The 15,320-nt window shown below is 68.8% G+C and carries 15 protein-coding genes; 13 read left to right on the forward strand and 2 right to left on the reverse strand.

What is annotated here, in order from left to right; translation table 11 throughout:
- The coding region (locus ASD66_RS11940) for an LPXTG cell wall anchor domain-containing protein (RefSeq protein WP_162254268.1) at window positions 1-862 on the forward strand (862 nt) is incomplete at its 5' end.
- Window positions 863-900: 38 nt separating this feature from the next.
- Here the strand turns inward: ASD66_RS11940 and ASD66_RS11945 are convergent.
- A complete protein-coding gene (locus tag ASD66_RS11945; RefSeq protein WP_056891449.1) occupies window positions 901-1,569 on the reverse strand; it encodes an MBL fold metallo-hydrolase in 669 nt (222 codons plus the stop codon).
- Window positions 1,566-2,240, reverse strand: a complete 675-nt coding sequence (locus tag ASD66_RS11950; RefSeq protein WP_056891034.1) for a maleylpyruvate isomerase family mycothiol-dependent enzyme — start codon at window positions 2,238-2,240, stop codon at window positions 1,566-1,568. Before ASD66_RS11950 ends, ASD66_RS11945 begins: the two co-directional genes overlap by 4 nt.
- A 160-nt stretch (window positions 2,241-2,400) precedes the next feature.
- Between ASD66_RS11950 and uvrA the strand changes: the two genes are divergently transcribed.
- The 12 genes from uvrA to ASD66_RS12010 all read left to right on the forward strand — a co-directional run bounded on the left by uvrA (window position 2,401) and on the right by ASD66_RS12010 (window position 15,155).
- On the forward strand, window positions 2,401-5,430 hold the full coding sequence (gene uvrA / locus ASD66_RS11955) for an excinuclease ABC subunit UvrA (RefSeq protein WP_056891035.1): 3,030 nt from the start codon (window positions 2,401-2,403) through the stop codon (window positions 5,428-5,430).
- Window positions 5,431-5,526: 96 nt separating this feature from the next.
- On the forward strand, window positions 5,527-6,000 hold the full coding sequence (locus ASD66_RS11960) for a Rieske (2Fe-2S) protein (RefSeq protein WP_056677812.1): 474 nt from the start codon (window positions 5,527-5,529) through the stop codon (window positions 5,998-6,000).
- 44 nt (window positions 6,001-6,044) lie between these two features.
- Complete coding sequence (locus ASD66_RS11965; protein ID WP_056677813.1) at window positions 6,045-6,419, forward strand: Rieske (2Fe-2S) protein; 375 nt, start codon at window positions 6,045-6,047, stop codon at window positions 6,417-6,419.
- 65 nt (window positions 6,420-6,484) lie between these two features.
- Window positions 6,485-8,452: an excinuclease ABC subunit UvrC gene (gene uvrC, locus ASD66_RS11970; protein WP_056677816.1), complete on the forward strand. Its 1,968-nt coding sequence runs from the start codon at window positions 6,485-6,487 to the stop codon at window positions 8,450-8,452.
- The gene (rapZ, locus tag ASD66_RS11975; protein WP_056891036.1) at window positions 8,452-9,339 is read left to right on the forward strand and encodes an RNase adapter RapZ; all 888 of its coding nucleotides are present in this window, start codon (window positions 8,452-8,454) and stop codon (window positions 9,337-9,339) included. The genes uvrC and rapZ overlap by 1 nt, the downstream gene beginning before the upstream one ends.
- Window positions 9,336-10,313 (forward strand): gluconeogenesis factor YvcK family protein, encoded by a 978-nt coding sequence (locus tag ASD66_RS11980; RefSeq protein WP_056677822.1) that lies wholly within the window; start codon window positions 9,336-9,338, stop codon window positions 10,311-10,313. Before rapZ ends, ASD66_RS11980 begins: the two co-directional genes overlap by 4 nt.
- Before the next feature lie 11 nt (window positions 10,314-10,324).
- The gene (whiA, locus tag ASD66_RS11985) at window positions 10,325-11,311 is read left to right on the forward strand and encodes a DNA-binding protein WhiA (protein ID WP_056677824.1); all 987 of its coding nucleotides are present in this window, start codon (window positions 10,325-10,327) and stop codon (window positions 11,309-11,311) included.
- A 103-nt stretch (window positions 11,312-11,414) separates the two neighbouring features.
- Window positions 11,415-12,422: a type I glyceraldehyde-3-phosphate dehydrogenase gene (gap, locus tag ASD66_RS11990; protein ID WP_056677827.1), complete on the forward strand. Its 1,008-nt coding sequence runs from the start codon at window positions 11,415-11,417 to the stop codon at window positions 12,420-12,422.
- Between the two features lie 57 nt (window positions 12,423-12,479).
- Window positions 12,480-13,694, forward strand: a complete 1,215-nt coding sequence (locus ASD66_RS11995) for a phosphoglycerate kinase (protein WP_056891037.1) — start codon at window positions 12,480-12,482, stop codon at window positions 13,692-13,694.
- Between the two features lie 23 nt (window positions 13,695-13,717).
- The gene (gene tpiA, locus ASD66_RS12000) at window positions 13,718-14,509 is read left to right on the forward strand and encodes a triose-phosphate isomerase (protein WP_056891038.1); all 792 of its coding nucleotides are present in this window, start codon (window positions 13,718-13,720) and stop codon (window positions 14,507-14,509) included.
- A gap of 30 nt (window positions 14,510-14,539) precedes the next feature.
- Window positions 14,540-14,779 carry a preprotein translocase subunit SecG gene (secG, locus tag ASD66_RS12005; protein ID WP_056677836.1) on the forward strand — a complete coding sequence of 80 codons (240 nt, stop codon included), beginning with the start codon at window positions 14,540-14,542 and terminating at the stop codon, window positions 14,777-14,779.
- Between the two features lie 16 nt (window positions 14,780-14,795).
- Window positions 14,796-15,155, forward strand: a complete 360-nt coding sequence (locus ASD66_RS12010) for an RNA polymerase-binding protein RbpA (protein ID WP_082563555.1) — start codon at window positions 14,796-14,798, stop codon at window positions 15,153-15,155.
- Window positions 15,156-15,320: the final 165 nt, after the last annotated feature.

The following is a 15,320-nucleotide window of genomic DNA, read 5'->3' on the forward strand; positions in this document are numbered from 1 at the left end:
GGTGGTCTTCACGCCCACCACCGACGGTGACGGCACTGACCCTGGTGACGGCACCGATCCTGGTGACGGGACCGATCCTGGTGACGGGACTGACCCTGATGACGGGACTGACCCCGGTGACGGCACGGAGAGCCAGTCGGCGCCCGTTCTCGACTCGCAGGTGACCGTGCCCAAGGTCGTGACCGTCGTGGCGAGCTCCAAGGACGGTCTGCGAGTCGCGCCTGCGGACGGTGACGAGGCCCCCGGCGACGATTCAGATGGCACTGACGGTGGCAGCACCGGCGGTGGCACCGACGATGGCGATGGCACCGACGATGGCGATGGCACCGACGGCGCGGGGGATCAGCCGACAGGCCCCTCGTCCCAGGGGCTCGAGCTCCCGATCCCGGGACTCGGGGAAGTGGCCATCGAGACCGGGTCCGAAACCCTGGACAAGGTCCTGGGCGACGACTCCACGCAAGGTCAGGGCGACTCGGTCGTGCTCAGGGCAGACGTCGCTGGTACGACCGCCGACGTCAGCCTGACGACTGGTGCCGGAACTCCGCAGCCGGGAGACGGCACAGAGCCCGACGAGGGCGACGGCGATCAGACCGACGACCCGACGGACGACGGAAGTGGAGACAACCCCGGCGGTGGTGACACCACGGGTGGCGGTGACGCCACAAGTGGAGGCACGACGCCGGGCCAGGACTCGACCTCGACCGGGCCTGACACGACGTCATCCGACGTCAGTGCCCGGACGAACTCGGGGGACCAGGTGCTGCCGAACACGGGCGGCAGCTCGATCTGGCTCCCGATGCTCGGCCTGCTGATGCTGATGGGAGGTCTGATTCTGCTCCGACGCTCACGGCAGACGCGCTGAGCGAGGCGGTGGGAGTGGGGCCATCGGGGGCCCCACTCCTACCAGCCGCGTTCGCGCCACTCAGCGAGGTGCGGCCGCTCGTTGCCGAGCTGGCCGTCCTTGCCGTGTCCGGGGTAGAACCAGGTCTCGTCGGGCAACCGGTCGAACACCTTGGTCTCCACCTCCTCGATCAAGGTCGCGAATGCCTGCGCGTCACCGAACGTGGATCCGACACCTCCCGGGAACAGCGAGTCACCTGTGAACAGGTGCGGGTGGCCGTCGGGGTCGTCGTACAACAGGGCGACGGAGCCCGGCGTGTGACCGGCTAGCGCGATCACCTCGAGCGAGCAGCGACCGACGGGAATGACGTCCCCGTGCTGGAGCCGCGCCGTGATCGCGACACCGGTCTGCTCGGTGATCGCGTCGGCGTCAGGCGCACCTGCCGACACCGGGGCCCCGGTGGCCGCCACGACGTCGGCGAGGGCGCGGTGGTGGTCCCAGTGCTGGTGCGTGGTGAGTACGGCGTCGAGGCGCGACCCGCACAGCTCCAGCAGGGACGCACTGTCGTCAGCCGCGTCGATCAGCACCTGTACGTCGGTCTCCCGACAGGTGAGCAGGTAGCAGTTGTTGGCCATCTTCTCGTCGACGGCCAGCTTCGTGATCGTGAGATTGGGGAGCTCCCGGACATCGGCCGGGCCTCCCGGAGACACGTCTCCTGTGTAGGTCATCGCCATGGGCCCAGCGTAGGCAGGTCGCCTTCGAGTCCCTCACCGGACCCACGACCGAGCATCCACCAGGCCAGGTCGTGGCGGGTCCCGCGGATCGGCGTACCGCCGGCGCCGAGGAGGACGGTCCCCTCGGGTGTCTCGAGGGTCAGGTCGACCTGGTCGTCGCGGAAGCCGACGACGTTCTCGAAGACGAACGCCGCGAACGCCGGGGACCAGTCTGCGGGGCCGAATCCCGCATCGAGGTCGGCGTGGTGGATCTCCACCTCGCGCCAGCGGGCGCCGACCGCCTGCTCCACCGTGAGGGTCGGGCCGCCCGGCGTGCGCTCGAACGTGCCGTTCCAGTCGGTGATGTCCTCGGTGAGGTCGCGCCACCGACCGCACGCGTCGAACAGGAACTCACGCAGCGCGTCGACGCCGAGCCGCGCGCTCTCGTCGATGTCCGCGTCACGCTGCTCGGGCGACGCGTAGACCGCAACGGGTCTGCGGTGGCGGACCCCTTCGATTGCGCGCCCGAACCCCAATGCGTTCAGGGCCAGGTGGGCGACCACGTGCGCGCGGCTCCACCCCGGCAGCAGGCTGGGCGCGGCGAACTGCTCCGGGGTCAGCCCGTCGACGGTGCGCAGGAGCGCGTCCGTCGCGTCGTAGACGTGATGCAGGTTCTGGCGGCTCATCGGCGACCTCTGGCTCTCGTTGATCTGTTTGTCGAGCCTAGACCGGCCAGCCGAGGGAGCCGCCCGATCGCGGAGGCGCCCCGACGTACATCCGCGAACATCTCGATGACACGGCCGTGTGACCACGAACACTTGTTCGAACACCGGGTAGGGTGTTCGCGTGGCTGACCAACTCATCATTCGCGGTGCTCGAGAGCACAACCTCAAGGACGTCTCCCTCGACCTCCCGCGCGATGCCCTCATCGTCTTCACCGGACTCTCCGGGTCGGGCAAGTCGAGCCTGGCCTTCGACACGATCTTCGCCGAGGGCCAGCGCCGCTACGTCGAGTCGCTGTCGGCGTACGCCCGCCAGTTCCTGGGCCAGATGGACAAGCCCGACGTCGACTTCATCGAGGGCCTCTCGCCCGCGGTCTCGATCGACCAGAAGTCCACGTCGAAGAACCCGCGCTCCACGGTCGGCACGATCACCGAGGTCTACGACTACCTGCGCCTGCTCTATGCGCGCGCAGGTCGCCCGCACTGCCCCGTCTGCGGCTCGCCGATCGAACGCCAGACCCCGCAGCAGATCGTCGACCGCATCATGACGCTGGAAGAGGGCACCCGCTTCCAGGTGCTGGCCCCGGTGATCCGCGGCCGCAAGGGCGAGTACGTCGAGCTCTTCCGCTCGTTGCAGGGACAGGGCTACAGCCGGGCCCGGGTCGACGGCGAGACCAGCACCCTCGACACCCTGCTCGAGGGCCCGACGCTGAGCAAGCAGAAGAAGCACACCATCGAGGTCGTCGTCGACCGACTCGCGGTCAAGGCCTCCGCCAAGCGCCGGCTGACCGACTCGGTGGAGACCGCGCTCGGCCTGGCCGGCGGGCTCGTGCTCATCGACCTCGTCGACCGCGAAGCCAAGGACCCGCAGCGCGAGCTCCGGTTCTCCGAGAAGATGGCCTGCCCCAACGAGCACCCGCTCGACACCGACGACCTCGAGCCGCGTTCGTTCTCGTTCAACTCGCCGTTCGGCGCCTGCCCGCAGTGCTCCGGCCTCGGCACCCGCATGGAGGTCGACCCCGAGCTGGTGATCAGCGACCCGGCGGCCACCCTCGGGGAGGGCGTCATCCAACCGTGGAGCGGCGCACACGTCGCCGACTACTTCCTGCGCCTCCTCGGTGCCCTGGGCGACGAGCTCGGCTTCGATCTCAACACCCCGTGGGAGAAGCTCTCCCCGGAGCTCCAGACGATCATCCTCGACGGCCACCCCACCAAGGTGCACGTGCGGAGCAAGAACCGCTACGGACGCGAGCGCTCCTACTACGCGGCGTACGAAGGCGTGCGTCCCTACATCGAACGACGTCACCGCGAGGCCGAGACCGACACGAGCCGCGACCGGTTCGAGGGCTTCATGCGGGAGGTGCCGTGCCCTGCGTGCCGGGGAAGCCGGCTCAAGCCGGTGTCGATGGCGGTCACGCTCGGCCCGCGCGACGCCACCGGTTCGGGCAGGGGTGGCCTCAACATCGCCGAGGTCTGCGCCCTGCCGATCAACGAGGCTGCCGACCACCTGCGCAACCTCGACCTCTCGGCCCGTGAGCGCCAGATCGGTGAGCGGGTGCTCAAGGAGATCCAGGAGCGGCTCAACTTCCTGCTCGACGTCGGCCTCGACTACCTGACCCTCGACCGGCCCTCCGGGTCGCTGTCCGGCGGTGAGGCCCAGCGGATCCGCCTGGCCACCCAGATCGGTGCGGGCCTCGTCGGCGTGCTCTACGTGCTCGACGAGCCGTCGATCGGACTCCACCAGCGCGACAACAAGCGTCTCATCGAGACCCTCGTGCGGCTGCGCGACCTCGGCAACACCCTGATCGTCGTCGAGCACGACGAAGACACCATCCGGGCCGCCGACTGGGTGGTCGACATCGGCCCCGGCGCCGGTGAGCACGGGGGACAGGTGGTCGTCTCCGGCACGGTCGACGACCTGCTCAACCACCCCGACTCCTCCACCGGCGCCTACCTGGCCGGGCGCCGCGAGATCCCTGTTCCCCCTGTACGACGACCGCGCACGAAGGGCCGCGCGCTGACCGTCCACGGAGCCCACGAGCACAACCTCCAGGACGTCACCGTCGACTTCCCGCTCGGGGTCTTCTGTGCGGTGACCGGGGTCTCCGGGTCGGGCAAGTCGACGCTGGTCAACGACATCCTCTACACGTCGCTGGCCAAGCAGATCTACAACGCCCGCACGGTTCCGGGGCGGCACCGCAAGATCAGCGGCACCGAGAACGTCGACAAGGTCATCCACGTCGACCAGTCGCCGATCGGCCGCACGCCGCGGTCCAACCCGGCGACGTACACCGGCGTCTTCGACCACATCCGCAAGCTCTTCGCGAGCACGCCCGAGGCGAAGATGCGGGGCTACCTGCAGGGCCGGTTCTCGTTCAACGTCAAGGGCGGCCGCTGCGAGGCCTGCTCCGGTGACGGCACGATCAAGATCGAGATGAACTTCCTGCCCGACGTCTACGTGCCGTGCGAGGTCTGCCACGGTGCCCGCTACAACCGCGAGACGCTCGAGGTGCACTACAAGGGCAAGACGATCGCCGAAGTGCTCGACATGCCGATCGAGGAGGCGGCCGACTTCTTCGCCGCCGTACCCGCGATCTCGCGACACATGAAGACGCTGTGCGAGGTCGGCCTGGGCTACGTGCGACTCGGCCAGCCGGCGACCACGTTGTCGGGTGGTGAGGCACAACGCGTCAAGCTCTCCAGCGAGCTGCAGAAGCGGTCCACCGGCCGCACCGTCTACGTGCTCGACGAGCCGACCACCGGCCTGCACTTCGAAGACATCCGCAAGCTCCTGCTGGTGCTCGGCCGTCTCGTCGACCAGGGAAACACCGTGCTGGTGATCGAGCACAACCTCGACGTCATCAAGACCGCCGACTGGCTGGTCGACATGGGGCCCGAGGGCGGTTCGCGCGGAGGCATGGTGGTCGCGACCGGCACACCGGAAGACGTCGCGGCCAACCCGGCCAGCCACACGGGCTCGTTCCTCGCGCCACTGCTCGGGGTCACGCCCGGCGAGAAGCCGTCGCGCAAGGCACCGGCCCGCAAGGCGCCCGCGCGCAAGGCCGCGACGAACTCGACACCCCGCAAGGCGGCTGTGTCCAAGGCGACCGGGACAAAGGCAGCGCCTCGCAAGCGCGCCCCGAAGAAGGCCTGAACTCCGTAGGACCGAAGCGCACTCACAGCAGATCCTCAGCCAGATGCGGTTTGATTGTCCTCGACAACGTCGTCGCCTCGTCGAGGAGTGCTTGCCATGGATGCCGTACCCGGACTCAGCCGTCGTCACGCGTTGGGTGGCCTCGCCGCCGGACTCACCCTTCCGGTGCTCGCCGCGTGCAGCAGTGACGACGGTGGAGGCGACTCCGGAAGCAGCGCCGATTCGACTCCGACGCAGTCGTCCGATGCGGCGTCACCGGCAGAGTCCGGCAGCGCGAGCACGCCGGCCGAACCGGAGGGCCTCGTCGCAGCTGCCGACGTACCGGTGGGCAGCGGGGTGATCCTCGACAGCGTCGTGGTCACCCAGCCGACCAAGGGTGACTTCAAGGCGTTCTCCGCCACCTGCACCCACGAGGGCTGCAAGGTCTCCAGCATCGACACCGAGATCCACTGCCGCTGCCACGGCAGCAGCTACTCCATCACCGACGGGTCGGTGCAGGGCGGGCCGGCTCCGTCTCCACTGCCCGAAGAAGCGGTCGCCGTCTCCGGCGGCCAGATCACCCTCTCCTGAAGGACACCTCCTTGGACCACCAACCCTGTCTGAACCGACGCCACATGCTCGGCGGAGCTGCAGTCCTCGCCGTGTCGGCCCCGCTGCTGGCGGCCTGCGCCGGTGGTGACGACGACGTGAAGGCGCCCGATGCCGGCACCGAGCTCTCACCGTCGGCCGACGTGCCGGTCGGTGGAGGAGTGATCCTCGGCGACGACAACGTCGTGATCACCCAGCCCACCGAGGGCGACTTCAAGGCGTTCTCCGCCACCTGCACGCACCAGTCGTGCCAGGTCGTGTCGGTCGACAAGACCATCAACTGTGACTGTCACGGCAGCAAGTTCTCGATCACCGACGGCTCCGTTGCCGACGGACCGGCGACGGAGAGCCTGCCCGAGGTCAAGATCACGGTGAAGGACGGCACGATCACCACGGTCTGACCGACTGCCCTGATCGCCCGCCCCTGATCGTCTGGTCTGTCGGTGGCTCCACGTAGGGTTGCCACGTGGCTGATCCGTCGTCGTACCGCCCTCGTCCCGGGTCGATCCCGACCCAGCCCGGGGTCTATCGGTTCCGCGATCCCAAGGGCCGCGTGATCTACGTCGGCAAGGCGAAGAACCTGCGTTCCCGCCTCTCGTCGTACTTCCAGCACATCGCGAACCTGCACCCGCGTACGGCGACCATGGTGACGACCGCGGCCAGTGTCGAGTGGACCGTGGTCAACACCGAGGTCGAGGCGCTCCAGCTTGAGTACTCCTGGATCAAGGAGTACGACCCGCGCTTCAACGTGAAGTACCGCGACGACAAGTCCTACCCGTGGCTCGCGGTCACCGTCGGCGAGGAGTTCCCCCGGGTCATGGTCGGCCGCGGCGCGAAGAAGAAGGGCACCCGCTACTTCGGTCCCTACGGCCACGCGTGGGCGATCCGCGAGACCGTCGACCTCCTGCTGCGGGTCTTCCCGATGCGGTCGTGCAGCAACGGGGTGTTCAAGCGCTCCGCGCAGATCGGGCGCCCGTGCCTGCTCGGCTACATCGACAAGTGCGCGGCCCCCTGCGTCGGCAACGTCAGCGCCGAGGAGCACCGTGCGATCGTCGAGGACTTCTGCGACTTCATGGGCGGCCAGACCAGCGCCTTCGTGAAGCGCATCGAGAAGGAGATGTACGCCGCCTCCGACGCGCTCGACTTCGAGAAGGCGGCCAGGTTGCGCGACGACCTCGGCGCGCTCAACAAGGCACTCGAGAAGCAGGCCGTGGTGCTCGGCGACGGCACCGACGCCGACGTGGTCGCGTTCGCCGAGGACCCTCTCGAGGTCGCGGTGCAGGTGTTCTACGTGCGCGGCGGCCGCATCCGCGGACAGCGTGGCTGGGTGGCCGACCGCGTCGACGAGGGCGACACCGGCGACCTCGTCGAGCGCTTCCTCCTCCAGATGTACGCCGGGGAGTCCGGCGACTCGATCCCGCGCGAGGTGTTGGTGCCCGCACTGCCTCCGGACCTCGACACCCTCGAGGTGCTGCTGGGCGAGCTGCGTGGCGGCAAGGTCGCGATCAAGGTGCCGCAACGCGGGGACAAGAAGACCCTCCAGGAGACCGTGGGGCGCAACGCGCTCCAGGCGCTCGGCCTGCACAAGACCAAGCGGGCCAGCGACCTGACCACCCGCAACCGGGCCCTCGAAGAGATCCAGCTCGCCCTCGAGCTCGACGAGGTGCCCCTGCGCATCGAGTGCTACGACATCTCCAACCTCCAGGGCACCGAGGTGGTGGCCAGCATGGTGGTCTTCGAGGACGGGCTGGCCCGCAAGAGCGAGTACCGCCGCTTCGTGATCCGCACGGTCGACGGGCAGAACGACGTCGCCTCCATGCACGAGGTGATCACCCGCCGGTTCCGGCGCCTCCTCGATGAGCAGGCCTCCTCCATCGAGAAGCAGGGCGAAGGCGGCGAGGGGCCGATGCTCGTCGATCCGGAGACCGGCCGACCGCGCAAGTTCGCCTATGCCCCCGGCCTTGTCGTGGTCGACGGCGGACCGCCCCAGGTGGCGGCGGCCTCGGCTGCCCTCGCCGAGCTGGGCATCGACGACATCCCGGTGGTCGGCCTCGCCAAGCGTCTGGAAGAGGTCTGGGTTCCCCAGCAGGAGGACCCGGTGATCCTGCCGCGCACGAGCGAGGGCCTCTACCTCCTCCAACGGTTGCGCGACGAGGCGCACCGGTTCGCGATCACCCACCACCGCGGTCGTCGTTCGAAGACGATGGTGGAGAGCGTGCTCGACGACGTGCCCGGCTTGGGCGAGGTGCGCCGCAAGACGCTGATCAAGCACTTCGGGTCGTTGCGCAAGCTGCGCGCGGCTTCGATCGAGGAGCTCACCCAGGTGCCCGGCATCGGGCCAGGAACGGCTTCCGCCATCAAGGATGCAGTCGAGGCAGGCAGCGGCCAGACTGTCTCCGTGAACACCGCCACCGGCGAGATCGAGGAGAGCTGATGCCCGTGAACGAGCAGGAGCCGGAGGAGCCGACTGGCGAGCTCGTCGTCGTCACCGGCATGACCGGGGCCGGCCGCAGCACCGCCGCCAAGGAGCTCGAGGACCTCGGCTACTTCGTGGTCGACAACCTCCCGCCGTCGCTGCTGCCCGACATCGTCCACCTGGTCAACGAGAACGCCGGCCACAGCCAGCCGATCGCCGTCGTGGTCGACGTACGCTCCGGGTCGTTCTTCGAGTCCCTGCGTGCGAATCTCGCGCAGCGTGCCCTCGGTCGTCGTACGACGCTGCTCTACCTCGAGGCCGACGACAACGTCCTGGTCCGGCGCCAGGAGGCGGCGCGTCGACCGCACCCGCTGCAGGCGGGTGGGCGGCTGCTCGACGGGCTCCAGCGCGAACGCGTCGTGCTCGCGGGCCTGCGCGGCAACGCCGATGTCCTCATCGACACGACCAACCTCAACGTGCACCAGCTGACCGACAAGGTCGCGGAGGCGTTCGGTGCGCCCCACGCGATGACGCTGAAGATCACCGTCGTCAGCTTCGGCTTCAAGTACGGCATCCCCGTCGACGCCGACTTCATGGCCGACATGCGGTTCCTCCCGAACCCCTACTGGGACCCCGAGCTGCGGCCGATGAACGGCAAGGACGCGCCCGTCGCCGACTTCGTGAAGTCGCGGCCGGACGCGCAGCAGTTCCTCGAGGCCTACGTGCCGGTGATCCAGACGGTAGCCGCGGGCTACCTGCGTGAGGGCAAGCGGTTCATGACCGTGGCCATCGGCTGCACGGGAGGAAAGCACCGCAGCGTCGCGATGACCGAGGAGATCGTGGTCCGGCTGCTCGAGCAGGGGTACGACGCCCGCGCGCAGCACCGCGATCTGGGCAACGAATGACGGGGTCGGCTCACCGTCGCGACCAGGTTCGGCTCGATGCCTCGGTCGTGGCGCTCGGTGGAGGCCACGGGCTGCACGCGTCACTCTCGGCGCTGCGTCGCGTCGTGGAGAGCCTCACGGCGGTGGTGACCGTCGCCGACAACGGTGGCTCGTCGGGTCGGTTGCGCAGTGAGTTCGGCGTCCTGCCTCCGGGCGACCTCCGCATGGCACTGGCCGCGCTCTGCGGTGACGACGAGTGGGGCCAGACCTGGGCCCGCGTGCTCCAGCACCGGTTCGACAGCGACGGCGAGATGAAGGGGCACGTGGTCGGCAACCTGCTGATCGTGGGCCTCTGGGAGCTCCTCGGCGGTCAGGTCGACGGCCTCGAGTGGGTCGCCCGACTGCTCGATGCGCGCGGACGCGTGCTGCCGATGTCGGTCACTCCGATGGACATCACCGCCGAGGTCCGCGGGCTCGACCACACCCGTCCCGACGCGACCCAACTGGTCCGCGGCCAGGTCGAGGTGGCCACCACGGCCGGCACCCTCACCGGCATCCAGCTCGACCCGCCCGACCCGGAGGCCTGCCCCCAGGCAGTCGAGGCGGTCTACGACGCCGACTGGATCGTGCTGGGTCCGGGCAGCTGGTACACCTCCGTCATCCCGCACCTGATGGTCCCCGACCTCCGCAAGGCGATCATCGAGAGCGACAGTCGGGTGATCGTCGTACTCAACCTCGAGGAGCAGGCGGGGGAGACTGTCGGCTACACCCCGGAGGACCTGCTCGGGGCGCTCCTCGGCCATGCTCCCGACCTGGTGCTCCACACCGTCCTGGCCGACCCGGGAGCGGTGCCCGACCCCGAGCTCCTCGAGCAGGTGGTGGCCAGTGCCGGCGCCGAACTCGTGCTCGCCGACGTGGCGATGGGCGACGGATCGCCTCGTCACGACCCCGAGAAGCTGGCGGCCGCCTATTCGCGGATCATGGGAGGTGTGTAAGGATCGGCAACATGGCAATGACGGCACAGGTGAAGTCGGAGCTCGCAAGCACCCAGACCACCAAGACGTGTTGTCGCAAGGCCGAGGTGTCCACGACCCTGCGCTTCGCGGGCGGACTCCACATCGTGAGCGGCAAGATCGTGGTCGAGGCCGAGCTCGACACGGGTGCCGCCGCACGTCGGCTGCGCACCGACATCGCCGAGATCTACGGCCACACCGCCGAGGTCGCGATGGTGCAGGCCAACGGCATCCGCAAGGGCAGCCGCTACGTCCTCCGTGTCGTCAAGGACGGCGAGGCCCTGGCCCGCCAGACCGGACTGCTCGACCAGCGCGGCCGTCCCGTGCGCGGGCTCCCGCCGCAGGTGGTCAGTGGCGGTGGTTGTGACGCCGTCGCTGCCTGGCGCGGCGCCTTCCTGGCCCACGGCTCCCTGACCGAGCCCGGACGATCGTCCGCGCTCGAGGTGACCTGCCCCGGACCCGAGGCCGCGCTGGCCCTGGTCGGGGTCGCCCGTCGACTCGGCATCCAGGCCAAGGCCCGCGAGGTGCGTGGGGTCGACCGCGTGGTCATCCGTGACGGTGACGCGATCGGTGCCCTGCTCACCCGGCTCGGCGCCCACGAGACCCTGATGGCCTGGGAAGAACGCCGCATGCGCCGCGAGGTGCGGGCCACCGCCAACCGGCTCGCCAACTTCGACGACGCGAACCTGCGACGCTCGGCGCGCGCCGCAGTCGCTGCCGGCGCCCGCGTCGAACGTGCCCTCGAGATCCTCGGCGACGAGGTGCCCGACCACCTCCAGCTTGCCGGCCACCTCCGGCTCGAGCACAAGCAGGCCTCCCTCGAGGAGCTCGGTCAGCTGCACGACCCGGTGCTCACCAAGGACGCGATCGCCGGCCGGATCCGCCGACTGCTGGCGATGGCCGACAAGCGCGCCGAAGAGCTCGGCATCCCCGACACCGAGTCGTCGCTGACCCCGGACATGCTGGCCGAGGAGTCCTGAGCGTCCCGGTGCGCCAGGGGCATCGTGTGTCCTGCGTCACGTCTGACGCTAGGGTTCTGCAGACCAGACCATCGACGACATCTCCGCGAGAAGGTGGCACAGCATGACTGTTCGGGTAGGGATCAACGGCTTCGGTCGAATCGGGCGCAACTTCTACCGGGCGGTGCGCGCCTCGGGAGCAGACGTGGAGGTCGTTGCGGTCAACGACCTGACGGACAACGCCGTCCTCGCCCACCTGCTGAAGTACGACACCATCCTCGGCGTCCTCGACGCCGAGGTCTCCTCCACGGAAAAGTCGATCACGGTCGGCGACAGCAGCTTCGTCGCCTTCGCCGAGCGCGAACCGGCCAACCTCAAGTGGGGTGAGGCCGGGGTCGACGTCGTGGTCGAGTCCACCGGGTTCTTCACCGACGCCGAGCAGGCCCGCGCCCACGTCGACAGTGGCGGTGCGAAGAAGGTCATCATCTCGGCGCCGGCCAAGAACGAGGACGTCACCATCGTGATGGGCGTCAACCACGAGTCGTACGACGCCAGCGCGCACACCGTCATCTCCAACGCGTCGTGCACCACCAACTGCCTGGCCCCGATGGCGAAGATCCTCAACGACGGAATCGGCATCGAGCGCGGCCTGATGACGACGATCCACGCCTACACCGCCGACCAGAACCTTCAGGACAACATCCACAAGGACCTGCGACGTGCTCGTGCCGCCGCGCTCAACGTGGTTCCCACGTCCACGGGTGCGGCCAAGGCGCTCGGGTTGGTCCTCCCGGAGCTGAAGGGCAAGCTCGACGGCTACGCGCTGCGGGTCCCGGTGCCGACCGGCTCGGTCACCGACCTGACCTTCACGGCCTCCCGCGACACCACCGTCGAGGAGATCAACGCGCTGTTCAAGGCAGCCACCGAGGGCGACTTTGCCCGCTACGTGAAGTACTCCACCGACCCGATCGTGTCGTCCGATATCGTCACGGATCCGTCGTCGTGCATCTTCGACTCCCCGCTGACCAAGGTGATCGGAAACCAGGTCAAGGTGGTCGGCTGGTACGACAACGAATGGGGCTACTCCAACCGCCTCGTCGACCTGATCAGCTACATCGGCGAGACCCTCTGAGTCGTCCCGCCCACCAGCACACGGCAGAACAGCCAGCCCAGAACAGGAAGGCATGGCATGGCAGGCATCGACACGCTCGCGTCCGCACTCGGCGGGAGCCTCACCGGCAAGCGGATCCTGGTCCGCTCGGACCTGAACGTCCCGCTCGACGGCAACACCATCACCGACGACGGACGGATCAGGGCCAGCGTGCCGACGATCAAGGCCCTCGCCGACGCCGGTGCCCGCGTGGTCGTTGCCGCCCATCTCGGTCGACCTGAGGGCAAGCCCGACCCGGCGTACTCACTGGCGCCAGTCGCCGCGCGCCTCGGCGAGCTGCTGGGCGCCGACGTCGCCTTTGCCACCGACACGGTGGGGGAGTCGGCCCGTTCGACGGTCGAGGCCCTCGCCGACGGCCACGTCGCGGTGCTCGAGAACGTCCGCTTCAATCCGGGCGAGACCAGCAAGGACGACACGGAGCGTGGCGAGTTCGCCGACCAGCTGGCCGCCTTGGCCGACGGCTTCGTGAGTGACGGCTTCGGGGTCGTGCATCGCAAGCAGGCGTCCGTGTACGACGTGGCGAAGCGGTTGCCGCACGCGATGGGCAACCTGGTCGCGGCGGAGATCGACGTGCTCCGTCGGCTCACGATCGACCCCGAGCGCCCCTACGTCGTGGTGCTCGGTGGATCGAAGGTCTCCGACAAGCTGGGCGTCATCGACAACCTGCTGGAGAAGGCCGACAAGCTCCTGATCGGCGGCGGCATGGTCTTCACCTTCCTCAAGGCCCAGGGCCACGAGGTGGGCAAGAGCCTGCTCGAGGAGGACCAGCTCGACGTCTGCCGCGAGTACGCCGAGCGCGCGAAGTCGAGCGGCGTGGAGATCGTGCTGCCGACCGACATCGTGGTCGACACCGCGTTCCCGAGCGACGACCGGGAGCCGCAGCCGCAGGTGGTCGCCGCCGACGCGATCCCGGCGGACTCCCTCGGTCTCGACATCGGCCCCGATTCCGGCGTCGCCTTCGCCGCCGAGCTCGCCGATGCCCGCACCGTCTTCTGGAACGGGCCGATGGGGGTCTTCGAGGTCGACGCGTTCGCCGCCGGCACCCGGGCCGTCGCCGAGGCGCTGACCAAGGTCGACGGCCTCTCGGTGGTCGGCGGTGGCGACTCCGCTGCCGCCGTACGCCAGCTGGGCTTCGAGGAGTCGGCCTTCGGTCACATCTCGACCGGCGGCGGCGCCAGCCTCGAATACCTCGAGGGCAAGGAACTGCCCGGCATCACCGTTCTCGACGACTGACCACTCCTCACGCAAGGACCCTCATGGCCAAGCGCACTCCGCTGATGGCGGGCAACTGGAAGATGAACCTGAACCACCAGGAAGCGGTGGTCCTGGTGCAGAAGCTCGCATGGACGCTCTCCGACAAGCGTCACGACTACGGCAAGGTCGAGGTGGTCGTCGTACCGCCGTTCACCGACCTTCGGTCGGTGCAGACCCTCGTCGACGGCGACCGGCTCTCGGTGAAGTACGGCGCCCAGGACGTCTCCATGCACGACAGTGGCGCCTACACGGGCGAGATCTCGGCGGGCATGCTGGCCAAGCTGGGGTGCTCCTACGTGGTCGTCGGCCACTCCGAGCGCCGCGAGTTCCACGCCGAGACCGACGAGGTGGTCAACTCCAAGGCGGTCAAGGCGATCGCTGCCGGCATGACGCCGATCGTCTGTGTGGGCGAGGGTCTGGAGGTTCGGCAGTCCGGTGAACAGGTCGCGTACACGCTGGCCCAGGTCGACGGCTCGTTGGCCGGCCTGACCGCGGAGCAGGTCGCCGAGCTCGTCATCGCCTACGAGCCGGTCTGGGCGATCGGGACCGGCGAGGTGGCCACTCCCGACGACGCGCAGGAGGTGTGCGCGGCGATCCGTGCTCGCCTCACCGAGGTGCACGGGGAGGCCGCCGGAGCCGCGTGCCGCATCCTGTACGGCGGCTCGGTGAAGGCCGCGAACGTCGCCGGCATCATGACCCAGCCCGACGTCGACGGTGCCCTCGTCGGAGGGGCCAGCCTGCAGGCCGACGAGTTCGGCGGCATCTGCAGGTTCTACGACATGCCGGTGCTGTGATCCCTGAAATCGTGAGTTAGTGTTGCCGCTGTGACTTTGATCTTCACCATCCTCCTCGTGCTCACCAGCCTGCTGTTGATCGCCATGGTCCTGTTGCACAAGGGCCGTGGTGGTGGCCTCTCCGACATGTTCGGTGGCGGCGTCTCCAGCAGCCTCGGTGGCTCGTCGGTGGCCGAGCGCAACCTTGACCGTCTGACGGTCGGTCTCGGAGTTATCTGGGCGGCGTGCATCATCGCGCTCGCTCTCCTGATGGCCTACAGCGGCGTCTGATCGAGAGGACTGAAACGTGGCTGGTGGAGGAAACGCAATCCGGGGGAGCCGGGTCGGAGCCGGCCCCATGGGTGAGGCAGAACGCGGTGAGGCAGCCCCGCGCCAGAGTGTCACCTACTACTGCTCGCACGACCACCGTTCGGTGGTGACCTTCGCGGTCGAGGCCGCGGCTCCTGAGTCGTGGGACTGCCCGCGGTGCGGACTCCCTGCCAGCCAGGACTCCGAGAACCCGCCGCCGGCCCCGAAGATCGAGCCCTACAAGACGCACCTCGCCTACGTGAAGGAGCGACGCTCCGACAAGGAGGCGGCCGACATCCTCGACGAGGCCGTCAAGCTCCTCCGCTCCCGCCGCAAGTCCGGCGACATAATTTTCTGAGCGCAGAGCGCTCCGAAAATTGTAGGAGCCGAACGGGCCATTGTTGCTGCGAGCGCCAGCGAGCGTCCAGCAAGAATTGCCGGTTCGGCGAGCGCCCGGCAATGCGTGAGGTGCCCGCAACGGTGGACACGGTCGCCGTACCCCGCTCGCACGTCAAGAACTGCA

The sequence above is a fragment of the Nocardioides sp. Root151 genome, from assembly GCF_001427925.1.
In the GTDB taxonomy this organism is placed as follows: Bacteria; Actinomycetota; Actinomycetes; order Propionibacteriales; family Nocardioidaceae; genus Nocardioides.